The 22,987-nt window shown below is 69.6% G+C and carries 28 protein-coding genes; 16 read left to right on the top strand and 12 right to left on the bottom strand.

The window, feature by feature from the left end:
* Window positions 1-40: 40 nt before the first annotated feature.
* The 3 genes from Q9R19_RS03290 to Q9R19_RS03280 form a co-directional block, all read right to left on the bottom strand.
* Entirely contained in the window at window positions 41-331 is a 291-nt protein-coding gene (locus Q9R19_RS03290) for a hypothetical protein (RefSeq protein WP_311254912.1), read from the bottom strand.
* Between the two features lie 13 nt (window positions 332-344).
* Window positions 345-824, bottom strand: coding sequence for a carboxymuconolactone decarboxylase family protein (locus Q9R19_RS03285; RefSeq protein ID WP_311254911.1), 480 nt, complete (start codon window positions 822-824; stop codon window positions 345-347).
* A gap of 98 nt (window positions 825-922) precedes the next feature.
* Window positions 923-1,402, bottom strand: coding sequence for a MarR family transcriptional regulator (locus Q9R19_RS03280; RefSeq protein WP_311254910.1), 480 nt, complete (start codon window positions 1,400-1,402; stop codon window positions 923-925).
* 88 nt (window positions 1,403-1,490) lie between these two features.
* Between Q9R19_RS03280 and Q9R19_RS03275 the strand changes: the two genes are divergently transcribed.
* Window positions 1,491-1,889 (top strand): VOC family protein, encoded by a 399-nt coding sequence (locus tag Q9R19_RS03275; RefSeq protein WP_311254909.1) that lies wholly within the window; start codon window positions 1,491-1,493, stop codon window positions 1,887-1,889.
* Window positions 1,890-1,985: 96 nt separating this feature from the next.
* Here the strand turns inward: Q9R19_RS03275 and Q9R19_RS03270 are convergent, their stop codons facing one another.
* Both Q9R19_RS03270 and ychF read right to left on the bottom strand, forming a co-directional pair.
* Window positions 1,986-2,552, bottom strand: a complete 567-nt coding sequence (locus tag Q9R19_RS03270; protein WP_311254908.1) for an AAA family ATPase — start codon at window positions 2,550-2,552, stop codon at window positions 1,986-1,988.
* Between the two features lie 106 nt (window positions 2,553-2,658).
* On the bottom strand, window positions 2,659-3,732 hold the full coding sequence (ychF, locus tag Q9R19_RS03265; RefSeq protein ID WP_311254907.1) for a redox-regulated ATPase YchF: 1,074 nt from the start codon (window positions 3,730-3,732) through the stop codon (window positions 2,659-2,661).
* Between the two features lie 93 nt (window positions 3,733-3,825).
* Here ychF and Q9R19_RS03260 point away from each other — a divergent pair, with 93 nt between their 5' ends.
* The 4 genes from Q9R19_RS03260 to Q9R19_RS03245 are packed head-to-tail and all read left to right on the top strand — an operon-like array spanning window position 3,826 to window position 6,972.
* Window positions 3,826-4,362, top strand: coding sequence for a hypothetical protein (locus tag Q9R19_RS03260; RefSeq protein WP_311254906.1), 537 nt, complete (start codon window positions 3,826-3,828; stop codon window positions 4,360-4,362).
* The gene (locus Q9R19_RS03255) at window positions 4,359-4,661 is read left to right on the top strand and encodes a hypothetical protein (protein WP_311254905.1); all 303 of its coding nucleotides are present in this window, start codon (window positions 4,359-4,361) and stop codon (window positions 4,659-4,661) included. Before Q9R19_RS03260 ends, Q9R19_RS03255 begins: the two co-directional genes overlap by 4 nt.
* Window positions 4,658-6,421, top strand: a complete 1,764-nt coding sequence (locus Q9R19_RS03250; protein WP_311254904.1) for an alpha/beta hydrolase — start codon at window positions 4,658-4,660, stop codon at window positions 6,419-6,421. Before Q9R19_RS03255 ends, Q9R19_RS03250 begins: the two co-directional genes overlap by 4 nt.
* Window positions 6,418-6,972: a hypothetical protein gene (locus Q9R19_RS03245; RefSeq protein WP_311254903.1), complete on the top strand. Its 555-nt coding sequence runs from the start codon at window positions 6,418-6,420 to the stop codon at window positions 6,970-6,972. The genes Q9R19_RS03250 and Q9R19_RS03245 overlap by 4 nt, the downstream gene beginning before the upstream one ends.
* 23 nt (window positions 6,973-6,995) lie before the next feature.
* Here Q9R19_RS03245 and Q9R19_RS03240 read toward each other — a convergent pair whose 3' ends face one another.
* Window positions 6,996-7,748, bottom strand: a complete 753-nt coding sequence (locus tag Q9R19_RS03240) for a class I SAM-dependent methyltransferase (protein ID WP_311254902.1) — start codon at window positions 7,746-7,748, stop codon at window positions 6,996-6,998.
* A gap of 59 nt (window positions 7,749-7,807) precedes the next feature.
* Here Q9R19_RS03240 and Q9R19_RS03235 point away from each other — a divergent pair, with 59 nt between their 5' ends.
* The gene (locus tag Q9R19_RS03235; RefSeq protein WP_311254901.1) at window positions 7,808-8,401 is read left to right on the top strand and encodes a 3'-5' exonuclease; all 594 of its coding nucleotides are present in this window, start codon (window positions 7,808-7,810) and stop codon (window positions 8,399-8,401) included.
* Window positions 8,402-8,430: 29 nt separating this feature from the next.
* Here the strand turns inward: Q9R19_RS03235 and Q9R19_RS03230 are convergent, their stop codons facing one another.
* On the bottom strand, window positions 8,431-8,700 hold the full coding sequence (locus tag Q9R19_RS03230; RefSeq protein WP_311254900.1) for a hypothetical protein: 270 nt from the start codon (window positions 8,698-8,700) through the stop codon (window positions 8,431-8,433).
* Window positions 8,701-8,828: 128 nt separating this feature from the next.
* Complete coding sequence (gene glpX / locus Q9R19_RS03225) at window positions 8,829-9,815, bottom strand: class II fructose-bisphosphatase (RefSeq protein WP_311254899.1); 987 nt, start codon at window positions 9,813-9,815, stop codon at window positions 8,829-8,831.
* A 183-nt stretch (window positions 9,816-9,998) separates the two neighbouring features.
* Between glpX and fbaA the strand changes: the two genes are divergently transcribed.
* On the top strand, window positions 9,999-11,027 hold the full coding sequence (gene fbaA, locus Q9R19_RS03220; protein WP_311254898.1) for a class II fructose-bisphosphate aldolase: 1,029 nt from the start codon (window positions 9,999-10,001) through the stop codon (window positions 11,025-11,027).
* Between the two features lie 191 nt (window positions 11,028-11,218).
* Here the strand turns inward: fbaA and Q9R19_RS03215 are convergent, their stop codons facing one another.
* Window positions 11,219-11,989 carry a GntR family transcriptional regulator gene (locus Q9R19_RS03215; protein ID WP_311254897.1) on the bottom strand — a complete coding sequence of 257 codons (771 nt, stop codon included), beginning with the start codon at window positions 11,987-11,989 and terminating at the stop codon, window positions 11,219-11,221.
* Window positions 11,990-12,216: 227 nt separating this feature from the next.
* On the opposite strand from Q9R19_RS03215, the gene Q9R19_RS03210 reads away from it, so the two are divergent.
* The 4 genes from Q9R19_RS03210 to ehuA are packed head-to-tail and all read left to right on the top strand — an operon-like array spanning window position 12,217 to window position 15,327.
* Window positions 12,217-13,122 carry a transporter substrate-binding domain-containing protein gene (locus Q9R19_RS03210; RefSeq protein ID WP_311254896.1) on the top strand — a complete coding sequence of 302 codons (906 nt, stop codon included), beginning with the start codon at window positions 12,217-12,219 and terminating at the stop codon, window positions 13,120-13,122.
* A gap of 21 nt (window positions 13,123-13,143) precedes the next feature.
* On the top strand, window positions 13,144-13,869 hold the full coding sequence (locus Q9R19_RS03205; RefSeq protein ID WP_311254895.1) for an amino acid ABC transporter permease: 726 nt from the start codon (window positions 13,144-13,146) through the stop codon (window positions 13,867-13,869).
* The gene (gene ehuD, locus Q9R19_RS03200; protein WP_311254894.1) at window positions 13,866-14,522 is read left to right on the top strand and encodes an ectoine/hydroxyectoine ABC transporter permease subunit EhuD; all 657 of its coding nucleotides are present in this window, start codon (window positions 13,866-13,868) and stop codon (window positions 14,520-14,522) included. The genes Q9R19_RS03205 and ehuD overlap by 4 nt, the downstream gene beginning before the upstream one ends.
* Window positions 14,518-15,327, top strand: coding sequence for an ectoine/hydroxyectoine ABC transporter ATP-binding protein EhuA (gene ehuA / locus Q9R19_RS03195; RefSeq protein WP_396653456.1), 810 nt, complete (start codon window positions 14,518-14,520; stop codon window positions 15,325-15,327). The genes ehuD and ehuA overlap by 5 nt, the downstream gene beginning before the upstream one ends.
* Before the next feature lie 42 nt (window positions 15,328-15,369).
* On the opposite strand, the gene Q9R19_RS03190 is transcribed toward ehuA, so the two are convergent.
* From Q9R19_RS03190 to Q9R19_RS03180, 3 genes are all read right to left on the bottom strand, one after another.
* Window positions 15,370-16,623, bottom strand: coding sequence for a hypothetical protein (locus Q9R19_RS03190; RefSeq protein ID WP_311254893.1), 1,254 nt, complete (start codon window positions 16,621-16,623; stop codon window positions 15,370-15,372).
* A gap of 9 nt (window positions 16,624-16,632) precedes the next feature.
* Complete coding sequence (locus Q9R19_RS03185; RefSeq protein ID WP_311254892.1) at window positions 16,633-17,190, bottom strand: DUF6264 family protein; 558 nt, start codon at window positions 17,188-17,190, stop codon at window positions 16,633-16,635.
* A 90-nt stretch (window positions 17,191-17,280) separates the two neighbouring features.
* Window positions 17,281-18,345: a 4-hydroxy-3-methylbut-2-enyl diphosphate reductase gene (locus Q9R19_RS03180; protein WP_396653441.1), complete on the bottom strand. Its 1,065-nt coding sequence runs from the start codon at window positions 18,343-18,345 to the stop codon at window positions 17,281-17,283.
* Between the two features lie 223 nt (window positions 18,346-18,568).
* Between Q9R19_RS03180 and xseA the strand changes: the two genes are divergently transcribed.
* From xseA to Q9R19_RS03155, 5 genes are read left to right on the top strand one after another with little or no spacing between them, the layout of a single operon-like run.
* A complete protein-coding gene (gene xseA / locus Q9R19_RS03175) occupies window positions 18,569-19,846 on the top strand; it encodes an exodeoxyribonuclease VII large subunit (RefSeq protein WP_311254891.1) in 1,278 nt (425 codons plus the stop codon).
* Between the two features lie 59 nt (window positions 19,847-19,905).
* Window positions 19,906-20,145, top strand: a complete 240-nt coding sequence (locus Q9R19_RS03170; RefSeq protein ID WP_311254890.1) for an exodeoxyribonuclease VII small subunit — start codon at window positions 19,906-19,908, stop codon at window positions 20,143-20,145.
* Window positions 20,142-20,783 carry a DUF4245 family protein gene (locus tag Q9R19_RS03165; RefSeq protein ID WP_311254889.1) on the top strand — a complete coding sequence of 214 codons (642 nt, stop codon included), beginning with the start codon at window positions 20,142-20,144 and terminating at the stop codon, window positions 20,781-20,783. Before Q9R19_RS03170 ends, Q9R19_RS03165 begins: the two co-directional genes overlap by 4 nt.
* Window positions 20,780-21,451 carry a carbonic anhydrase gene (locus Q9R19_RS03160; RefSeq protein ID WP_311254888.1) on the top strand — a complete coding sequence of 224 codons (672 nt, stop codon included), beginning with the start codon at window positions 20,780-20,782 and terminating at the stop codon, window positions 21,449-21,451. The genes Q9R19_RS03165 and Q9R19_RS03160 overlap by 4 nt, the downstream gene beginning before the upstream one ends.
* Window positions 21,448-22,863, top strand: a complete 1,416-nt coding sequence (locus Q9R19_RS03155; RefSeq protein WP_311254887.1) for a class II fumarate hydratase — start codon at window positions 21,448-21,450, stop codon at window positions 22,861-22,863. Before Q9R19_RS03160 ends, Q9R19_RS03155 begins: the two co-directional genes overlap by 4 nt.
* Window positions 22,864-22,987: the final 124 nt, after the last annotated feature.

The raw sequence follows: 22,987 nt of genomic DNA, 5'->3' as shown, positions 1-22,987 counted from the left end.
GCGTTCGCGCTCTGCGGCCACCGTCGGCGCCCGTCCGGTCTCATCGCTGATCCAGAACCTCGCCGTCGATGCTCGTGTGATCCGACGTCAGCGACATCGTCGCGCCGACCAGCGGCACCTCGGCGGCGGCCTGCGACGCCCGCTGCATGTCCTCAGCGGAGTTCCAGCTCCAGATGTCGAGGTAGGAGCCGTCGTCGAGCCGGATCAGCGTCGCGCCCGCAAAAGCGGGGTTGGCGGAGCGGATGCCGTCGAGCAGGTTCCCGCGGCGCTCCAGCATCGTGTCCACGTCGCCCGCGTCGACGGCGTAGCGGTGGGTGCGTACAGACGTCATATCGTGCCTCTTCTCAGTTCCAGGACCCGCCGGCGAGCTGCCGGGTGGTCGCGTTCAGTCGGTTGAACAGGTTCGTGGTCGCGATGTACAGCACGAGCGCCGCCAGTTGACGCTCGTCGAAGAAGCTCGCGGCCTCATCCCACACCTCGTCGGGAACGGCATCCGGCCGGTCGGCCAGGCGGGTGGCGCTCTCGGCGAGCGCGAGCGCCGCCCGCTCCTCGTCGGTGAAGTACGGCGTCTCGCGCCAGGCGACCACGGCGTGCAGTCGCTGATCCGTCTCGCCCGCCTTCTTCGCGGACGTGACGCCGGAGTCGACGCAGGGGCTGCAGCCGTTGATCTGGCTGACCCGCAGGTGCACGAGCTCGAGCGTCTTGTGCGACAGGTCGGTCTGGTGCGCCGCCTTCATGAGCGCGAAGATCGCGCTGGATGCTCCGTCCAGGAGCGCGGTGGGGTTGGACATGCGCGGGGTGGCAGTCACGGTCAATGCGGACATTCGTCTCTCCTTGCTGCGGTGGTTGCGGTACATCTCACTCTCTGCGCACTGCGTCACCCGAACAACGGCCAGTCGCGCAACCTCACTTGCGCCGGAGGTTAACGATCCCCGCGTACATCAGTCGCGGGCGCCTCGACCGCGGGGAGGTGGAGCCCGAGGTTGCGCATCATCTCGGTGAGCAGCCGGCGAAGCGTCTCCTGCTGCGATGCGCTGAGGCCGGCGTCGTACCGGCCGCTGTCGCGGGTGACCTGCTGCACGCGCAGCAGCACGTCCGTGCCCTCCGGAGTGATGCGGCACTCCAGGATCCTGCCGTGGGAGGGATGCGGAGACCGCTCGATGAGCCCCCGCCGCGCCAGATCCGAGACCGCCGCGGACATCGATTGGGGCGTCACGCCGGATCGCGTGCTGAGCGTCGCTCCAGACAAGCCGTCCGGGTGCTCGACAGCGAGGATCGCGAGCGCGGACAGCTGCGATTGCGTCAGGTCGAACTCGCGCAGATCCTCGTCGAGCCGCTGCGACAGCGCACCGTTGACGCGTCGCAGCAGGTAGGGCAGCCGTCTTCCGAAGTCCTCAGCCATGTTCCCCTCCGTTCCGGACTCTGATAATATCAGGCACCTTACATCTTTGGGTTCACCGACCCGACGCGCCGACCAGAAACGGACACTCGTGAAACTCGCTTCCATTCGCCTGCTCACCAGCCGCCTCGACGAACTCGTGGAGTTCTACGAACTGGTCACCGGCGCGACGTTCGAACGCCCCAACCCCGTGTTCGCAGAGCTGATCACTGCCGGCGGGACTCTGGCCATCGGCGGCGACGCCACCCTTCCGCTCTTCCCCGGCACGGGGCTGACCGTCGCCTCCAACACCAGCGCGATCCTCGAGTTCCAGGTCGATGACGTCGACGACGAGAGAGCCCGCCTCGGCGACCGCGTGCAGGTGGTGCAGGAGCCGACGACGATGCCGTGGGGAAACCGCGCCATGATGCTCGTCGATCCCGACGGCAATCGCGTCAACCTCTACGCGCCCTGCACCGACGAGGCGAAGGCGCGCTTCGCCGGACGGTGAGCGTCGCTCAACGACCGGGAAAGGACCGGACGTTGCAGCGGAACTCCACCTGGTTGCGTCGCGGACAGGCGCCTCGCCGCCTGACTCCGACCGCTCCTACTCCGCAGCGAAACAGGACACGAGCGCGTTCGCGACCTCATCCGCCGTTCGCACGGTCGTGTCGAACTCCAAGACCTCATCGGACCATGCCGCGTAATCGACACGACGCCGCTGCACCTCCGCCCAGGCAGGTTCGCCGACGTGGGCGAGACCCCGATTCCTGTTGCGAAGCCGCTGCTCGTGCACTCTTTCGTCTTCGATCACGAGGTGCACGAAGTCGAGCCGTGCGCCTGTGCGCGACGCCGCAGTCCGCCAGGTCTGCCGGGCCTCGTCACTGTCGTTCACCGCATCGACCACGACGCTGCGGCCGAGTTTCAGGTTCGACTCCGCGATCGCGCGTGTCGCTTCGTACGCCGCCACGCCGACTTGCCAACTCGCGGGCAGTCCGCAGGAGAGCATCGATTCCTCCACCGCGTCGATGGACAGGTGAACGGAGTCCATGCGTGCAGCAGCGATCTCGGCGACACTGGTCTTTCCGACCCCGGGAAGGCCGGAGATCACGACAAGATGACCACTCACGCGATCCGCAATCCGGCATCGTCCGTGATCGTCGACAATCTCCACCTCCGGCCGTGGCTGGATTCCAGCCTACGTTGCTGCGTTTCGTCTCGCGGAGACCCGCACTGAGCGAGCGAAGCGAGACGAAGCGTCGCTCAACGACCGGGACAGATCAGACGTTGAAGCGGAACTCCACCACGTCGCCGTCCTGCATGACGTAGTCCTTGCCCTCCAGGCGGGCCTTGCCCTTGGCGCGCGCCTCGGCGACGGACCCGGCCTCGACCAGCTCTTCGAAAGAGATGACCTCCGCCTTGATGAAGCCCTTCTCGAAGTCGGTGTGGATCACGCCGGCCGCCTGCGGGGCCTTGGCGCCCTGCGGGATGGTCCACGCGCGCGACTCCTTGGGTCCGGCGGTCAGGTAGGTCTGCAGTCCCAGCGTCGCGAAGCCGATGCGCGCGAGCTGGTCCAGGCCGGACTCGGTCTGACCGGTCGCCTCGAGCAGCTCCTGCGCGTCCTCCGGGTCGAGGTCGATCAGCTCCGATTCGATCTTCGCGTCCAGGAACACCGCCTGAGCGGGGGCGACCAGCGCCTGCAGCTCGACCTTCTTCGCGTCGTCCGTGAGCACGGACTCGTCGACGTTGAAGACGTAGATGTACGGCTTGGCCGTCAGCAGGCCCAGCTCGCGCACCGGCGCCAGGTCGATGCCTGCGGTCGAGAGCAGCTGACCGCGCTCGAGGGCGTCCTTCGCGCCGAGCGCCGCCTCGAGCACCGAACCGTCGATCTTCTTCTGCTTGGTCTCCTTCTCGTACCTCGGAAGGGCCTTCTCGATCATCTGCAGGTCGGCGAGCATCAGCTCGGCGTTGATCGTCTCCATGTCGTTCTGCGGGTTGACGGCACCGTCGACGTGCACGACGTCGTCGTCGACGAAGCCGCGCACGACCTGCGCGATGGCATCGGCCTCACGGATGTTGGCGAGGAACTGATTGCCCAATCCCTCCCCCTCGCTCGCCCCGCGCACGATGCCGGCGATGTCGACGAACGACACCGTGGCGGGCAGGATGCGCTCGCTGCCGAAGATGCCGGCGAGCACGCCGAGGCGCTCATCGGGCAGGCTGACGACGCCGATGTTCGGCTCGATGGTCGCGAAAGGGTAGTTCGCCGCGAGCACGTCGTTCTTGGTCAGCGCGTTGAAGAGGGTCGACTTGCCGACATTCGGCAGTCCCACGATTCCGATGGTTAGGGCCACGGGCATCCAGTCTACCGGCGATGGGCAGTTGTCCCCCTCGGCCCCACCGCGGCATCGCCCTAGCATGGTGCCAGCCGAGCAGAGGAGCCGATGGTGCCAGACGAGGTCAGCGAAGAGCAGATCGACGACCCGTTCTGGTCGGTCGTGCGCCGCCGGCATCCCGACATCGACATCGTGCTGCTGCCCCCGCAGCATCCGGCTCCGCAGGCTCCGCAGCTCCCGCCCCGGGCGCCGGAGGCGTTCGCGCAGGAGCACATCGGCGAGACGGATCGGCTCTGGGCCGCTCTGGTCGGTCACGGGATGCCGCGCAGCGACGCGCGCTGGATCCCGGGCCCGGCCGTCGACTCCGTGCGCCACAGCGTCACGCTCACCCTCGGCGACGTCGACGAGGGCATCGCCCTCGGCCACCTGCGCGGCGCGGCGGAACGGCTGACCGCCGACGGCTGGCGGGTCTTCCTCCCGCCCACCGGAACGCCGCGCGTGATGGCCGACCGCGACGGCGAGCTCGGGGACGCGCACCTGCTGTTCGGCCACGCCCCGGCGAACCGCAACCTGTTCCTGCGGCTGGAGTCCGCCGGAGTTCCCGTCGGCGAGCGCATCGCCTACGAACTGCTCGGCGGTGCAGCATGACCGGCGGCGTGAGCTACGACCCGCTCGGCGCCGGCGCCCTGGTCTCGCGCTGGCGCACGCAGGCGTCGCAGATGCGCCGTGCGACCAGTTCGCTCGCCGCCGCGACCACGACGGCGCTCCCCGCCGACGCCGTCAGCGCTGCGCAGACCTTTCTGGACATGTGGGAGAGCACCGCCCGCAAGGCATCCATCGCCGCCGACGTGTACGCGGACGAGCTGACCTCCACCGGCACGTCGTACCAGAGCATCGACGCCGAGATCGCGCGCCGGATGGATGCCATGAAGCCGGATGCACGATGATCACGATCCAGATCCCCGCCGCCATCGACTATCCCGAGCGCCCCGACGGCGATCCGTCCGGCGCAGAAGCGCTGGCGAGCACGCTGCTGCACGGATCCGCGAGCATCGCGGAGTTCGCCGACGAAGCCGACCGGCTCTCGCGCCCCGGCGCGTTCTGGCTCGGTGCCGCCTCGGATGCCTATGCCGCGCACGCCCAGCGATTCGCGAAGCAGCACGATCCGATGGGCGAGACGCTCAAGCGCGTCGCACGCGGCATCGACGTCTTCGCGGAGCAGCTGCGCGAGCTGCAGAGCGAGCACACCACTCTCTCCGGGCAGGTCACCGCCTATGAGCGGGACCGGGTCGCGCTGGTCGCCGATGCCGACGCAGGGACCGAAGAGGATGCGCCGGCGCTGCAGGACCGCGCTCGCCGGCTCCGCACGCAGCGCACCTCGATCATCGATGACATCACCGGCTTCCGCGCGCGCACCGCCGACAACGAGGACTACCTGGTGCGGCTCTTCACGGGGGCCGACACCGCTGCCGAGGCGCGGGCGCCCGGTGGCGGCGTCGACGGCTTGGCGGCGATCGCGCTGCTGAAGAGGCCGCTGTTCGCCACGCCCAAGGCGATGGCGGACTGGTGGAACAGCCTGTCCGAGGCCGAGCAGAACGCCGTGATCGCCGCATACCCCGAGAAGATCGGCAGCGCCGACGGCCTTCCGGCATCCGCTCGCGATCGCGCGAACTGTCAGCTGCTGGAATCCGACCTCGCCGAGCTGCACCAGAAGGAGGCGGACGGCACCCTGACCGCTCAGGAGAGGCAGCGCCTGAAGAACGCCGAGGCGACGCAGAAGGCGCTGAAGCACGCCGACGACTACACGGTGCCAGGCACCGATGGCGAAGACCATCCCGGAGGCCAGCTCTGGCTCTACGATCCGGATGCGTTCGGGGGCGATGGCCGCGTCGCGATCGCCGTGGGAGATCTGGACACCGCGGATGACGTCTCGGTGCAGGTGCCCGGCATCAAGACCGAGATGACGGATGCTCCCGGCGGCGCCGCCGCGGCCACCCGCCTGTATGAGAGCGCCCGCTACGGCGGCGACGGCTCGAGCGTGGCGACGATGTTCTGGCTCGGCTACGACACACCGGACAGCGCCGTGGATCCGGCCACGCTGACGGAGGGGCGCGCGAAGGACGGCGGTGAACGACTAGCCACCGCAGTCGACGGCCTGCGCGCCTCCCGGCCCGACAGCCCCGCCCACATGACCGCGATCGGGCACAGCTACGGGTCGACGGCGACGTCCTATGCGGCGACCGATCACGATCTCGCCGTGGACGACATCGCCCTGATCGGCAGCCCCGGCGCCGGGCCCGCCGATCACGCCTCCGACTTCAGCGTCGGCGCCGCTCACGTGTACGACGGGCGGAACAGCAGGGACGCCGTCGCCTTCTTCGGCGACGAGGGCTGGGCCCGCAAAGACTGGATCGAGGGCGGGCTGGGCGTGGACCCGTCATCCGAGGACTTCGGCGCCCAGCGCTTCGAGGCCGAGTCGGTGCACCGCGGCGACGGGCGCAACTTCGACGACCACAGCCGGTACTACGATCGGGACAGCGAGTCGCTCTACAACCTGGGGCGGATCGTGGACGGGCACGGCGGCGACGTCAACGCGGCCTCGCAGTCGTACGATCCGTGGTGGCGGCTGGCCGTCGATCCGGAGAAGGATCGCACGCCCACTGCGGATGTGCCGGGTCGATCCGATACGGGGACGAACATTCCATGAGACTCAGACGGAGCGTGGTGATCGCGGTGGGGCTTCTCAGTTTCCTGCTGAGCGGATGCTCGGCCGTACCTGCCGATCCGCACGCGGTGCTCGAGACCAAGGCCGCCTCCGTCGACGCCGCGGCTCAGGATCTGCTGGCCGCCCTTGACGCCGCCGGCCTGACGGATGCCTCGGCAGGCAGCGCGGTCGACGTGTGCCAGAGCGAGCCCCTTCCCGGCGTGTCGTACCGGGCGGGAATCTCCGTGAAAGTCGGCGAAGACCTCGTCGCCGGATTCGACTCGCTGGTGAAGCAGCTCACGGCATCGGGGTGGGAGGAGACGGATGCCTATCGGGACGTCGAACTCGACCCTGGCAAGCCGGCTGGGCGCTATGAGCGCGATGACATCACCGTCGATGTCAAGACCGGCGGGTTCACGGTCGGCAAGACGCACTACGGCGCCGACGAGATGACACTCGGCATCACGATCGACAAGCCCTGCGTTCGCATACCCCACGGCGCGTCTTTCATCGACTTCCAGGACCTCGAGAAGGACATCCTCCCCCGCTCCTGACGGCGCTCGGCGCACATGCCGGCTCAGTCGTGCCGTCGCGCCCGGAACGCGTGAGTGACGTACGGCAGATCGATCGTCTGCTCGTCCTGCACGCCCAGCTCATCGAACAGCTCGTCCATTCCCGCGTGGATGTCCGCCCGCTCCTGCGCAGGCGCCGTGATCAGGTAGCTGCGGGAGTCGGCCATGCGATGCACCTGTGCGCGGGTCATGGGACGCAGCCACTCCCAGCGCTCGATCTGCACATCCTCGAACGGCTCGGCGATGCGCGGCCCGCGGGAGGTCGGCCCGTTGACCATGTTCTCCGCGGGGCTGGAGTGCATGATCCGCGTCAGGCGCCGCACCCACTCCTCCCGCTCGTCGCGGATGTTCCAGATCAGCCCCAGCGTGCCGCCCGGGCGCACGACGCGGCCGATCTCGGCGGATGCCGCGGCCGGGTCCACCCAGTGCCAGGCCTGGCCGAGCACGACGGCATCCACGCTCGCATCCGGCAGCGGCAATGCCTCGGCGGTGCCCACGAAGGTCGGCACGCCGGGGACCGTCTCGCGCAGCTTCGCCAGCATCCCGGCATCCGGATCGATCGCGACGACCTCGGCGTCCGGCGCGTCCGCGATCACGCGGGTGAGCTTGCCGGTGCCCGCGCCGACGTCCGCCACCCGCCGTGCGCCGTGGGGCAGGCGCTCCAGCATCCACGCCACCGCCTCGAACGGGTAGTCCGGCCGCGCCGCCTCGTAGCTGTCGGCCTCCGCTCCGAAGGATGTCGCTCGCGCATCGCTCATGTCGTCAGCCTACGGCGAGCCTGCGACGGCCGTGCGGGACCCGGGCGCAGAGTGGAGACGTGCCACTGGATTTCACCGCGATCGACTTCGAGACGGCGAACTCCAGCCCCGCCTCGGCCTGCTCCGTCGGACTGGTCAGGGTGCGGGAGGGCAGGGTGGTCGCGCAGACCGGCTGGCTGATCCGGCCGCCGGCCGGGCACGACGAGTTCAACGAGTGGAACACGAAGATCCACGGCCTCCGCGCTCACGATGTGGCCGATGCCGTCACCTGGGTGCAGCAGCTCGGCAGGCTCTGCGCCTTCGCCGGCGCGGACGTGCTGGTCGCGCACAACGCCGGATTCGATCTGAACGTGCTGCGCCGTGCGTGCGAGGCCACCGGGCTGGAGGCGCCGCCGTATCGTTCGCTGTGCTCGCTGGCGGTGGCCCGCAAGACCTACGACCTCGACTCGTACCGGCTGCCCAAGGCGGCAGCGGCCGCCGGATTCGGCGAGTTCCCGCACCACGACGCCCTCGCCGACGCGCGCGCGTGCGCGCAGATCGTGATCGATGCCGCGCGCCGTGCCGCAGCGGATGATGTGGAGTCGCTCGCCGCGGCCCTCGGCGTCCGTCTGTCGGCACCGGCGGCATCCGCGCCGCAGCGCGCCGTCGCCTGAGCGGCGGGGTCAGCGACGCAGGAGCGGGGTCAGGCTCCGCCCGGCACTCCCGAGAGCAGCATGACGACGATGCTCGAGGTCAGCAGGAAGGCGCCGATCATCCACCACGAGCTGATCTCGTGGCCCTCCTCGCGGCGCACCCGGAAGAGCACGTCCTTGCGGCGAGCGGGGTCCGGGAACGCGTTGGCCGCGGCCTTCGCGGCGGCGGCTGCGGCGAGCTGCTCCTCGGTGACCCGAACGATGCGACCGGTCTTCGTGGTGATCTGCTGACCGTGGCTCGACTGCTCGCGCGCTGTCATCCCGAGCTCCCCTGTTCTGCGTCCTCCCGGCGCGCGAACGGCACCGGGTCCACCCCATTGTGCCAGCCGCGGCTGAGAACGCCGGGAGCCGGGGCGCCGTCGTCCTCAGCAGAGCCGATCGCGGGCGCTCACAGCCACTTCGAGACCAGGTGGTCGGAGGTGATCCGGCGCAGCGTGCCCGAGGCGCTGCGCAGCACGATGCTCTCGGTGTACAGGTAGCCGCCGTCGCGGCGCACGCCGCTGACGAGCTGGCCGTCCGTGACGCCGGTCGCGACGAAGATCGTGTTGTTGCCCTTGACCAGGTCGTCGGCCTCGTAGACGGTGTCCATCTTCAGGCCGGCGTCGATGCCGCGCTGGCGCTCCTCATCGTCGCGCGGCCACAGGATGCCCTGGATGTGACCCCCGAGCGCTTTGATGGCGCAGGCGGTGACGATGCCCTCCGGGCTGCCGCCGACGCCGACGCACATGTCGGTGCGCGCGTCGTGGCGGGCGGCGTTGATGCCGCCGGCCACGTCGCCGTCGCTCATCAGGCGGGTGCCGGCACCGGCATCCCGGATCTCCTGGATGAGCCTCTCGTGACGCGGACGATGCAGCACCGAGACGACCATCTCGTCGACCGGCTTGCCCAGCGCCCCGGCGAGGCGGCGGATGTTCTCGCCGATGGGAAGGCGGATGTCGACGACGCCGACACCCGCGGGCCCGGTGACCAGCTTGTCCATGTAGAAGACGCTGGACGCGTCGAGCATGGAGCCGCGGTCGGAGACGGCCAGCACCGACAGGGCGTTCTGCCGGCCGGCCGCGGTCAGCGAGGTGCCGTCGATCGGGTCGACGGCGATGTCGCACTCCGGGCCGCGTCCGGTGCCGACCTGCTCGCCGTTGAAGAGCATGGGCGCATTGTCCTTCTCGCCCTCGCCGATCACCACCCGGCCCTGGAAGTCGACGGTTCCGAGGAACGCGCGCATCGCGTCGACGGCGGCGCCGTCGGCCGCCTCCTTGGCGCCGCGGCCGATGAACGGCACGGCGCGGATGGCCGCCGCCTCGGTGGCGCGCACCAGTTCCAACGCCAGGTTGCGGTCGGGTCGGAGGGGGCTGAGATCGGCTGTGAGGCTCACCATGCGGTCATGGTATCGATCGACGCGATCGAAACCGGGGACTTTTGGCGTCTACGCCATGAAGGATCGGCGGTTCTTAACAGGCGGCCAAGAACAGCGGCCCGGCGGCGCGCAACAGCACAGAAGAAGGATCATCCGCGCCGATAGAGTGAACGTGACCCCCGCACTTCAGAAGCAGGAGATTTCATGCCCGTCGCCACTCCGGAACAGTACGCAGAGATGCTCGACCGCGCGAAGGCCGGTGGCTTCGCGTACCCCGCCTTCAACGTCTCCAGCTCGCAGACGATCAACTCCGTGCTGCAGGGGCTGACCGAGGCCGGCTCCGACGGCATCATCCAGGTGACCACGGGTGGAGCCGACTACTTCGCCGGCCACACCGTCAAGGCGCGCGCGACCGGCGCCCTGGCCTTCGCGCGCTACGCCACCGAGGTCGCCAAGAACTATCCCGTCACCGTCGCGCTGCACACCGACCACTGCCCGAAGGACGCGCTGGCCGGCTTCGTCGAGCCGCTGATCGCCGCATCCGAGGAAGAGGTCAAGGCCGGGCGCAACCCGATCTTCCAGTCGCACATGTGGGACGGCTCGGCCGTTCCCCTGGCGGAGAACATCGAGATCGCCAAGGAGCTGCTCCCCCGAATGAAGGCGATCAACGCCATTCTCGAGGTGGAGATCGGTGTCGTCGGCGGCGAGGAGGACGGCGTCGCGCACGAGGGCTCGAACGAAGCGCTCTACACCACCTTCGCCGATGTCGACCAGGCCGTGCAGGCGCTGGGTCTGGGCGAGCAGGGTCGCTACATCGCCGCCCTCACCTTCGGCAACGTGCACGGCGTGTACAAGCCGGGTGGCGTGAAGCTGCGCCCCGAGCTGCTGGGCGAGATCCAGGCCGAGGTCGCCGCCAAGTACAACACCGGCGCCAAGCCGCTCGACCTGGTCTTCCACGGCGGCTCCGGTTCGACGGATGCCGAGATCGCCACCGCTGTCGCGAACGGCGTGATCAAGATGAACATCGACACCGACACGCAGTACGCGTACACCCGGGCGATTGCCGACTACATGTTCAAGAACTACGACGGCGTGCTGAAGGTGGACGGCGAGGTCGGCAACAAGAAGCAGTACGACCCGCGCGCCTGGGGCAAGATCGCCGAGACCGCGATGGCCGCCCGCGTGGTCGAGTCGACCCGCCAGCTCGGCTCGTACGGCCAGTCCCAGAGCTGACGGCGGGTCGCTGCGGCACCCTGCCTGGGGCGCTGTGCCCCGCTCTCCTGGGTCGCTGAGCCCGTCGCTTGTACTGAGCGAGCGCCAGCGAGACGCAGTGAAGCGCCGTCGGATCCATTCCGGCGGCGCTTCGCTGGTTCTCCAGGACTATTGCACCGCCAACGTCCACGCCCCGTCTGCGGTGACGCCCCTCAGTGCACGTCGTGAGCGGCGCGGGCGTCGATCGGGTCGAACACCTGCGCCTGGTCCGCCAGTTCCACCTCGACCGTGTCCACGGTCAGGTCGTCGCCGCGCAGACGCGAGACGGCCTCTGCGAACTGCTCCTCCAACGCCGCGACGGCGTCCGCCTCCTGCCCTGCGCTGAGCGCATCGAGCAGCACGCGGTACGTGGGCGAGATCGAGCGGCGCACCGAGTACCCCTCGGGCGCGCTGAAGCTCGCGATGCGCGTCTGCATCACCAGCGCCGACATGCTGCGCGTCAGCCGGTCGCTGCCCGCGGCATCCACCAGCACCTGGTGGAACTCCAGGTCGGCGTCGCCGATCGCCCTGGGGTCGTCCCCTTCGCTGGCGACGACCAGTTCCTGAAAGGCCGCATCGATGCGGGCCAGCGCCGCGGCATCCCGGCTCCGCGCGATCCGGCGCGCGGCCTGGGCCTCGATCGCCAGCCGCATCTCGTACACATCCGCCACCTGATCGCCCGCGATCACCGCCACGCTCATCCCGCGGCCGGGCACGGCCACCAGGATGCCGTCCTGCACCAGCCGCTGCGCGGCCTCCCGCAGCGGACTGCGACTCACCCCGAGCTGCGACGCGATCTCGACCTCTCCGAGCGGGGCGCCCACGGGCAGCGCGCCCGAGAAGATCGCCTTGCGCAGCTCGATCGTGATCAGATCGACCGTCGACAGGCGCGGAACGCGCAGCACGGACGCCCGTCCGACGGATCGGGGCAGGTCACGGGCCATACGGGTCTCCTCACGTCACGACGCGCAGTGCGTCGCATCCATTGTCGCCCCGCCGCACCCGTGCACACGGTCACGACGCTTTGGCAACGTTTCTGTCTCATTGTCGACAATCTGCACGTCCGATTGTACGTGGATCGACACAGTCCCGTATCGTGTTCCGGGGTCGCACACCCGAACGCGGCCACATCCACGACGAGGACTCCGATCCACGACGAACAGGGAGCATCATGACGCGTAAAGCAGCACTCACAGCACTCGCGACCATGGGGGTGCTGACGCTCGCGCTCGCCGGCTGCACGTCCGGCGGCGACGGGGGTTCCGAAGGCGCAGGCAGCCAGACCACCCTTGAGAAGGCGCAGGAGTCGGGCACGATCAAGCTCGCGATCAACGGCGAGCAGCCCTACTCGTGGAAGGGCGACGACGGCCCCACCGGTGCGACCATCGCGATCCACAAGCAGATCTTCAAGAACCTCGGCATCGACAACATCGAGGTGGAGCAGGTCGACTGGGACAACCTGATCCCCGGGCTCAACGCCGGTCGCTGGGATGTCGTCAGCGCCGGGATGTCGATCCTTCCCGAGCGCTGCGAGCAGGCCGCGTTCAGCGATCCCGAGATCATGTACACCACCACGCTCGCGGTGCCGAAGGGCAACCCGAAGGGCCTGAGCGACCTCGACTCCGTGCTCGCGACCGGCGGCGATGTGAAGCTCGCCCTCCAGTCCGGCGCCATCGAGGCCGGCTACGTCAAGGATCTCGGCGGCTACGACAACACCGTCGAGGTCGACAGCGCGGCCAACGGCTTGGAGACCGTCGCATCCGGTCGCGCCGACGCGTTCGCCCTCACGGCGGTGTCGCTGAACTGGATGACCGAGAAGATGGACGACCTCGAGACCACCGAGGCGTTCGTGCAGGAGATCGACGGCGTCAAGCAGATCGGCGCCGGCGCCACCGTCTTCCGCAAGGCCGACAAGGACCTGCTCGAGGCGTACAACAAGGAGCTCGCGAAGATCACCGGCGACGAGCAGGCCTACCTCGACCTCGTCGAGCCGTTCGGCTTCACCGCCGAGAACCTGCCGCCCGAGAACGTCACCACCGAGAAGCTCTGCGCGGGCGACCTCGACGACCTGCAGTGACGAGGGGCTGAGCCTACTCTCGTGAGCGACAACCTCGACGCGCTGGGGAGAGCGCTGCCGCGGCTGTTCGACGGGCTGATCATCACCCTCGAACTCAGCATCGGCGGCGCCCTCCTGGCGTTCCTCATCGCCGTCGGGCTCGGCCTCATGGCCGGGCTCGACAACATCGTGCTGCGCGGCATCGCCCGCACGATCATCGAGTTCTTCCGCGGCACCTCGCTGCTGGTGCAGCTCTTCTTCCTCTTCTTCGTGCTGCCGCTGCCGCCGATGAACGTCGAGCTGCCCGCCATCGTGGTCGGCATCGTCGGGCTGGGACTGAACTACGGCGCGTACGGCGCCGAGGTGGTGCGCGGCTCGATCAAGTCGGTGCCCGCCGGCCAGTGGGAGGCGACCACCGCCCTCAGCATGAGCCGGGCGCAGCGGATGTGGCGGATCATCTTCCCCCAGGCGTGGGCGCTGATGCTGCCGTCGCTGAACAACCTGCTCATCCAGCTGATCAAGGGCACCGCCGTCGTGTACCTGATCACGATCATCGACCTCACCGCCGTGTTCAACGACCTCCGCCAGGAGACGCGCGACGTCTTCTTCACCTACTCGCTCGCGCTGGTTGTCTACTTCGCCATCGCCTACGCGTTCTCCGGCCTGATGACGCTTCTCGAGCGGCGCGCCAAGCACCGCCTCGGCCAGAAGCCGCGCACCACCTCCTCGGCCGTTCCCGACCTCAAGGGGGCGAGTGCAGGCGCATGATCGACAACTCGCTCTGGAACTGGGACCACGTCTGGGCGGCGCTTCCCGACATGCTCTGGAAGTTCCTCACCGTCACGCTGCTGGTCACCTTCGTCGGCAGCGCCATCGCCGCCGTGCTCGGGCTGCTCATCGCCCTCGCCCGGCGCAGCGCTCCACGCCCGGTCGCCGCGGTCATCACGTTCGCGATGAACTTCGTGCGGATGACGCCGATCGTCGTGCAGCTGCTATTCATCTACTTCACCTTCACGAGCATCGACCCGCTCACCATCGGCATCGTCGTGTTCGGGGTGCACTACGCCACCTACATGGCTGAGGTGTACCGGGCCGGCATCGATTCGATCCCGAAGGGGCAGTGGGAGGCCACCACAGCGCTGTCGATGTCGCCCGGCCGCACCTGGATCGCCGTGATCATCCCGCAGGCCGTGCGGGCCACCGCCCCCGCTCTGGGCAACTACGTCATCTCCATGTTCAAGGAGACGCCGTTCCTCGCCGCCATCACGGTCATCGACATGCTCGGCGCGGCGCAGACCTACGGCGGCAATCATTTCCGGTACATCGAGGTGATCACGATGGCGGGCATCCTGTTCCTGATCGCGAGCTACCCGACGTCCCTCCTCGTCACCCGATTGGAGAAGCGCCTTGCCTTCCATTGACCACCAGCCCCACACCGGCGCCATCAGCCTGGAGGACGGCATCGTCCCCGCGATCCGCTTCGACAAGGTCGAGAAGCGCTTCGGTGACAACGTCGTGCTGGACCACCTCGACTTCACCGTGCGCAAGGGCGACCGCGTGACGCTGATCGGCCCCAGCGGGTCGGGCAAGACCACGATCCTGCGCCTGGTGATGACCCTCGAAGAGGCGAACGCCGGCTACATCCTGATCGACGGGCAGCCGCTCACGCACACCGAGCGCGACGGCAGGCGCGTCGAGCTGAAGGAGAAGCACAAGAACGAGATGCGCAAGCGCATCGGCATGGTGTTCCAGCAGTTCAACCTGTTCCCCAACATGACGGTGCTGGAGAACATCATCGAAGCGCCCGTGCACGTGCTGGGACAGCCGAAGGCCAAGGCGATCGCCCGAGCGCACGAGCTGCTCGAGATGGTGGGCCTGCCCGACAAGGCCGACGCCCACCCCACCCAGCTCTCCGGCGGCCAGCAGCAGCGTGTCGCGATCGCGCGGGCGCTGGCCATGGAGCCCGAGATCCTGCTGCTCGACGAGGTCACCAGCGCGCTCGACCCAGAGGTCGTCGGCGAGGTGCTGAACATCCTGCGCGACGTCGCCCGCGACACGGATGTCACCATGCTGATCGTCACGCACGAGATGCAGTTCGCCCGCGACGTGTCCAACCGGGTGCTGATGTTCGACGGCGGACGGATCGTCGAGGAGGGCTCCCCCGACCAGATCTTCAGCGCACCGCAGGAGCAGCGCACGAAGGACTTCCTCGCCGCCGTGCTGTGACCCCGGGCGGGCGGGTCGCTCGGCGCGTCAGCGCCGTCTGAGTCAGCGCCGTCTGATGCGGATCGCCCAGATCGTGAGATCGACGATCGCGTCGATCAGAAGCAGGATGCCGATGGCGCGCCCTGCGCGCGAACGCCCGCGGCCCAGCCCGACGCCGACGGCGAGCTCCGCGGTGCTCAGCGCGATGCCCAGCAGGGGACGCTTGCGCAGCAGCCGGGCCGCTCGCGGAACGGGGCGGTCGCGTCGCGTGAGCGGCACCATCTCGCCGATGCCGCCGAGCAGCAGCTCGCCGATGGCGTGCGGCCAGCCGCGCGGCGCGTAACGACGCCCGAGCCCGACCTCGGAGAGCGCTGCGGTGACCAGCGACTCCGGAACGCCGAAGGCGGTCACCAGCGCGTGCAGGCGCTCGCGCTCGCCCGCCACGCCGCCCAGGGACTCGGGCAGGCAGGCCCGCCGCACGGCATCCGCGTCCACCGCATCCGCCATCGCCAGTTCCGCGAGCTCCTCGCGCGCGCCGTCGATCTCGCTCAGCATCCGTCGATACACCTCGGCACTCGAGGCGAGCGCGATCTCGTCGATCTCGAGCACGGGGCGGGTCAGCCGCTCGGCGTCGGGCCAGAACATCGCCGTGCGGCCGTGCGGTCCGCTCACCTCGACCCACGCGTCGCCGTCGTGCGGCACGTTCACCTCGATGATCGGTCCGTCGGATGCTCCGCCCGATATCGCGGTATGCACGCGGCCGGTCGCGTAGCGGTACGCCGACCAGGTGCGGTCCTCCAGGTACTCCACGGGCGTGTCCAGCAGCTGCGCGGTCAGCCGGGCGGCCCACGGGCCGCGTCGCGAGAACTCCACCACGCGCACGGGATCCGGCGCGAAGGGGTCGTCGGCGCCCTCGGCGCCCTCTGGCATCCCGAACGCGCTCAACTCGTGCGGCGCCTCGGCCGGATCGTCCAGCTGCTCGAACGCGTCGGCGAACTCCTGCTCCAGCTCCGCATCCCCGTCGTCGCCACCGTCATCGGCGAGCCCGAGCAGCAGCGTCAGTCCGGCCGCCGCGAACAGCTCACCCAGCCGCGCGGCGCTCAGATCGAAGCGCAGCGCGCCCTCGGCATCCAGAGCCACGACATCGGCGGACTCGGTCACCGGCAGCAGCACGATCAGCTCCGGCTCGCCGGGACGGATCGCGGCCAGCACGCGCTGCGATCGCAGGATGCCCTCAGCGCGCACACGCGGGTCCGAGCCGTCGGCGGACTCCACCGAGGCGAATGCGATCTGGAACGCGATCTGCTCTGCTGACACCTCTCGAGGCTACCCGGCGGGCGGCGTCCCGAGATTCGACACGAACGCCGGATCACCGAACATCGGCACCGAGATGCACACCGAGACCAGGACCATGGTCGCCACGAACCCCAGCAGCGGCACCCACCAGGCGCTGCGACCGGCTCGGATGCGGCGGACCGTCAGCCACAGCGTGGTCGCGTAACCGGCCATCAGCGCCACCACGGCGATCACGCCCCAGACGCGAGCGGCCTGGAAGTTGGAGAAGTCGGCGTCGACGCCGAGCATCTTCAGCGACTGATCCAGCGAGTCGGAAAGCTGCAGGAAGCCGGGGATCGAGGTGAGCACGTTGACCAGGCCGATCCCCAGCAGCACCATCGCGATCAGCCGGTCCGCCCGCCCTGCCGGGCGCCGCGCCTGCGTCGCGACGTGCGCCTGCTGCTGCGTGTGCCGCGGCGACAGCGCCGCCGGGGGCGCCGGAGGTGGAGCGGATGCCGTGGGCGTCTGCTCCAGCGGCGGCAGCCCGGCACGGGCGCGCTGCTCCTCCGGAGAGGCGTATTCGCCGTACTGCGGCCGGTCCATGCTCATGGCCCCTACGCTACCGGGCGCGCCTTGGGCCGGGCCGTGAGCCGGCCGCGTCGTGAGCCGGCCAGGCCTTGCGCCGGGCCGTGGGCTCGGTCAGTGCGCCGACCGGCCGCCCAGGGCTCGCGCGTCGCGCTTGCCCGAGGCATCCTGCCGCAGCTCCTTGGGAAGGGAGAACATCAGGTCCTCCTCGGCGGTGCGCACCTCTTCCACATCCGCATAGCCGGCCTGGCTGAGATCCTCGAGCACCTCGCGCACGAGCACCTCGGGAACCGACGCGCCGCTGGTGACGCCCACCGTGCGCACGCCCTCGAGCCATTCCTGGCGCACCTCGTGCGCGTAGTCCACGCGATAGGCGGCCTTGGCGCCGTACTCCAGGGCGACCTCCACCAGACGGACGCTGTTGGAGGAGTTCGCCGACCCGACCACGATCACCAGATCCGCATCCCTGGCGACCTTCTTGATCGCCACCTGACGGTTCTGGGTGGCGTAGCAGATGTCATCCGACGGCGGATTGTGCAGCTCGGGGAAGCGGGTGCGCAGCCGGTTGACGGTCTCCATCGTCTCGTCGACCGAGAGCGTGGTCTGCGAGAGCCAGACGACCTTGCTGGGGTCCTCGACCTGCACGGTGTCGGCCTCGTCGGGGCTGTTCACGATGGTGACGCGGTCGGGCGCGTGCCCCGCGGTGCCCTCGACCTCCTCGTGCCCGTCGTGACCGATCAGCAGGATCTCGAAGTCGTCGCGCGCGAAGCGCACCGCCTCGCGGTGCACCTTGGTGACGAGCGGGCAGGTCGCGTCGATCGCGTGCAGACCCCGGTCGGATGCCGCATTCACGACCGTCGGCGAGACGCCGTGCGCGCTGAAGACGACGTGAGCGCCCTCGGGCACCTCCTCGACCTCCTCGACGAAGATCGCGCCCTTCTTCTCGAGCTCGGTGACCACGTGGATGTTGTGCACGATCTGCTTGCGCACGTACACCGGTGCGCCGTACCGCTCCAGCGCCTTCTCGACGGCCACGACGGCCCGATCCACGCCCGCGCAGTATCCGCGCGGCGCGGCCAGCAGCACGCGCTTGGCGCCGTCCACCGGCCGGTCCTGCAGCGGGGCGGAACGACGCGCCGGACGCGGCGGGTCGGGAAGCCTGACGATGGTTGCGCTCACACCCTCGAGTCTACCGAGGGCACCTGATGAAGGGCCGTGTCGGCGGCATCCGTCATCCCTCCCCGCTCCCACGTTCCGCACAGATGTCAGCCGAGAACACGAATGTCAGCCGAAACGGCCGCTACGGGCTGACATCCGTGATCTGAGCCGACATCTGTACGGGGCGGGCGGCCCGGAACGACCGAAACCGGCAGGTGTCGGCGGCATCCGCGACAATGGACGCATGACCGTCTTCGCAGCCGCCGTGCTCCCCGGTGAGCCGCCGCCGCCCGACTCGGTCGCACCGCGCGACTCGACCCCCGACGCCCCCACCTCGGTCGCCCGCCTGAACGGCACGATCCGCGATTTCATCGCACGGTGGAACACGGTGTGGGTGGAGGGCGAGATCACCTCCTGGAACGTGCGGGCCGGCAACGTGTTCGGTCGCCTGAAGGACGCGCGATCCGACGCGCAGATCTCCATCCGGGTGTGGTCCAGCGTGCGCGCCCGCGTGCCGGCCGACCTGGCGATCGGCGACCACGTCGTGGCCGCGGTGAAGGCCGATTACTTCGTCAAGGGCGGGGACTTCAGCTTCATCGTCTCGGCCATGAAGCACGTCGGCCTGGGCGACCAGCTCGAGCGGCTCGAGAAGCTGCGGGCTCAGCTGCGCGCCGAGGGACTGTTCGACCCGAACCGCAGGAAGCCGCTCCCGTTCCTGCCGCGCTGCATCGGCCTCATCACCGGTGAGAGGTCGGATGCGGAGAAGGACGTGCTGCGCAATGCCGAGCTGCGCTGGCCGCAGGTGCACTTCCGCACCGAGCACGTCGCCGTGCAGGGAGATCGCTGCGTGCCCGAGACGCTCGCGGCCCTGCAGCGGCTGGATGCCGATCCCGAGGTCGACGTGATCATCATCGCCCGCGGCGGCGGCGACCCGCAGACCCTGCTGGGCTTCAGCGACGAGCGACTCGTGCGCGCCGTGGCTGCGGCATCCACCCCCGTCGTCAGCGCGATCGGGCACGAGAACGACCACCCGCTGCTGGACGACGTCGCCGATCTGCGCGCCTCCACCCCCACGGATGCCGCCAAGCGCGTCGTCCCCGACGTGGGCGAGCAGCGCGCGCTGATCGCGCAGCTGCGGGCCCGGGCGACCGGCCGCCTCACGCAGCGCGTCTCGCACGACATCGCCCAGCTCGAGCAGCTGCGCTCCCGCCCCGTGCTTCGCACGCCCGACCCGATCATCGACGACCGCGCGCAGGAGGTGTGGCTGCTGGCCTCCCGCGGCCGCGACACGCTCACCCGGGGGCTGGATGCCGCTCAGCGCAGCACCGCCGAGCTGCGCGCCTCCCTGCGCGCCCTCTCCCCCGCCGCCACCCTCGCGCGGGGATACGGGATCGTGCACCTGGACGACGGACGCATCGTGCGCGATGCGGCGGACGCGCCGGCCGGCACCGCGCTGACGGTCACGGTCGACCGCGGCTCGCTGCGCGCCCGGTCCGAGGGAGAGGTCCCCGAGGCCGACTGACCCGGGAGGGTCATCCCGGCGACTGACCCGGGACGGCCGCGTCGGCGCCCGCCGGTAGGATGGATGCCGTGACTGCGTCCAACGACTCCCCCGTCGACTCGCTGTCGTTCGAGGCCGCGCGCGACGAGCTCGTCCGCGTCGTCGCCGAACTCGAGCAGGGTTCGCCCACGCTGGAGCACTCCCTGGCGCTCTGGGAGCGCGGCGAGGCGCTCGCGGCCCGCTGCGAGGAGTGGCTGCTCGGCGCGAAGTGCCGCCTCGACGCCGCCCGCGATGCGGCATCCGGCGGAGACGACGCATGAGCCGCAAGCCGGGGATCGTCGCCGAGCTCGGCCGTCCCGAGACGCCGCAGGAGACAGCCGACCGCAAGGCGGAGTCCAGCCGCGTGTACCGGTCGAGCCAGACCTTCCGCAATCTGATCGCCGCCCTGGTCGTCACCGTCGCGGTGGTCGTGATCATCGTGCTCGCCGTCCCGCGCGGCGAGCCGACCCCGAGGCCGACCATCGACGTGGCGGCGGTCGCCTCCGACGTGTCGTCCGCCCTGGAGCGCCCCGTCATCGTGCCCGATCTCGATGACTTCTGGCGCGTCAACGCGGCACAGCTCGAGGGCGGGGCCGTGAAGGTGTGGAGCATCACGCTCGCCCCCGCCGGCGACCGCGAGCGCGGCTTCGTCAAGCTCGGGCAGGCGTTCGACGCCGACGTCACCTGGGCGCCGCGGGTGACCGGGGGGCTCGCACCCAACGGCACCGAGCGGATCGACGGCGTGGAATGGGACGTGTTCGACATGGGCGACCGCGGCACCGCCAACGTCACCTACGCGCTGGGCACCCAGGCCGGGTCGGATTACGTCCTGCTGTACGGCTCCCGCTCGGCGGAGTCCACCAAGAAGCTTGCTCAATCACTCACCGCACAACTGAACGACCTGAAGGAGGCCGGATGACCACGACACTCACCCCCGTCGAGGCCTGGACCAAGCTGATCGAGGGGAACCGGCGCTTCGTCGCCGGCACATCCCGGCATCCGAATCAGGACGCCCACCGCCGAGCCGAGATCGCGAACGGGCAGAACCCCTTCGCCACCTTCCTGGGCTGCTCCGACTCGCGAGTCGCCGCCGAGACGCTCTTCGATGTGGGACTCGGCGACCTGTTCACCACCCGCAACGCCGGCCACATGGTGACCGACTCCGCCGTGGCGAGCATCGAGTTCGCCGTCGCACTGCTCGACGTGCCGCTGCTGATCGTGCTCGCGCACGACTCGTGCGGCGCGGTCGCCGCCGCCGTGCGCGGCACCGCGATCGACGCCGAGCCGATCCCGCCGAAGATCTGGAAGCTGATCGCGCCGATCGTCCCCGCCGCACGTGAGGTGCTCAAGGCCGGTGGCGGCACCTCGGTCGACGACATCGATCCCGAAGAGGTCGGCCGCGAGCATCTGCGCGGCACCATTCTGGGCCTGATGGAGTCGTCCGAGATCATCAGCGACGCCGTCGCCGAGGGCCGCCTGGCCATCGTCGGCGCCAAGTACCGGCTCACCGACGGCAGCGCCGTCCCGATCGCGCAGGTCGGCCTGGCCGACTCCGACATCCCCTCACTCTCGAAGGAGCAGAAGTGACTGAGAACCAGCACAGCGGCGACGACACGCAGTTCCGCATCGAGCACGACACCATGGGCGAGGTGCGCGTCCCGGTGAACGCGCTCTACAGCGCGCAGACCCAGCGCGCGGTGGAGAACTTCCCCATCTCCGGCAAGGGCCTCGAGCCCGCGCAGATCGCAGCCCTGGCGCGCATCAAGAAGGCGGCGGCGCTCGCGAACAAGGAGCTCGGCACGCTCGACGGCGCCATCGCGGATGCTATCGCCCAGGCCGCCGACGAGGTCGCCTCGGGCGCGCACGACGGCGAGTTCCCGATCGACACGTACCAGACCGGCTCGGGCACCTCGTCGAACATGAACATGAACGAGGTGCTCGCCACGCTGGCATCCCGCGTTCTCGGCTCCGCGGTGCACCCGAACGACCACGTCAACGCGTCGCAGTCGTCGAACGATGTGTTCCCGACCTCGGTGCACGTCGCCGTCACCCAGGCGCTGATCGACGACCTCATCCCCGCTCTCGACCACCTGGCGGTCGCGTTCGAGGCGAAGGCGGATGCCTGGAAGAGCGTCGTCAAGTCCGGTCGCACGCACCTGATGGATGCCACCCCCGTCACTCTCGGTCAGGAGTTCGGCGGCTACGCCCGTCAGATGCGTCTTGGCATCGAGCGCGTGCAGGCGGCGCTCCCGCGGGTCGCCGAGGTTCCGCTGGGCGGCACCGCGGTGGGCACCGGCATCAACACCCCGCTCGGCTTCCCGCAGAAGGTCATCGCCCTCCTGGCTGCCGAGACCGAGCTGCCGATCACCGAGGCCAAGGACCACTTCGAGGCTCAGGCCAACCGTGACGGCCTGGTCGAGGCATCCGGCGCCCTGCGCACGATCGCCGTGTCGCTGACGAAGATCAACAACGACCTGCGCTGGATGGGCTCTGGCCCCAACACCGGCCTGGCCGAGATCCACCTGCCCGACCTGCAGCCGGGGTCGTCGATCATGCCCGGCAAGGTCAACCCGGTCATTCCCGAGGCCGTGCTGATGGTCTGCGCCCGCGTGATCGGCAACGACGCCACCGTCGCCTGGGGCGGAGCATCCGGCGCGTTCGAGCTGAACGTCGCCATCCCCGTGATGGGCACCGCCCTGCTCGAGTCGATCCGTCTGCTCGCCAACGCCACCCGCGTGCTGGCCGACAAGACCGTCGACGGCCTGGAGGCCAACGTCGAGCGGGCCGCGGCGCTGGCCGGCATGAGCCCGTCGACCGTGACCCCGCTGAACAAGGTCATCGGCTACGAGGCGGCCGCGAAGATCGCCAAGCACGCCGTCGCCAAGGGCATCACAGTGCGCGACGCGGTGATCGACCTGGGCTACGTCGAGCGCGGCGAGATCACCGAGGCGCAGCTCGACGAGAAGCTCGACCTGCTGAGCATGACCCACCCGGGCTGACGCCTGCCGGGGCGTGACCGGTTCTCGCGGCTGGCCGGGCACACTTGCACGACCCGGGAACACTTGCACGACCGATCCGCTGATCTGATCGTGCTTCCGTTCCCGGGTCGTGCATCTGTACCCG

The organism is Microbacterium sp. ARD32 (assembly GCF_031844385.1).
In the GTDB taxonomy this organism is placed as follows: Bacteria; Actinomycetota; Actinomycetes; order Actinomycetales; family Microbacteriaceae; genus Microbacterium.
Note: the sequence above shows the minus strand (reverse complement) of the source record. Positions and strands in the feature narration are given on the sequence as shown.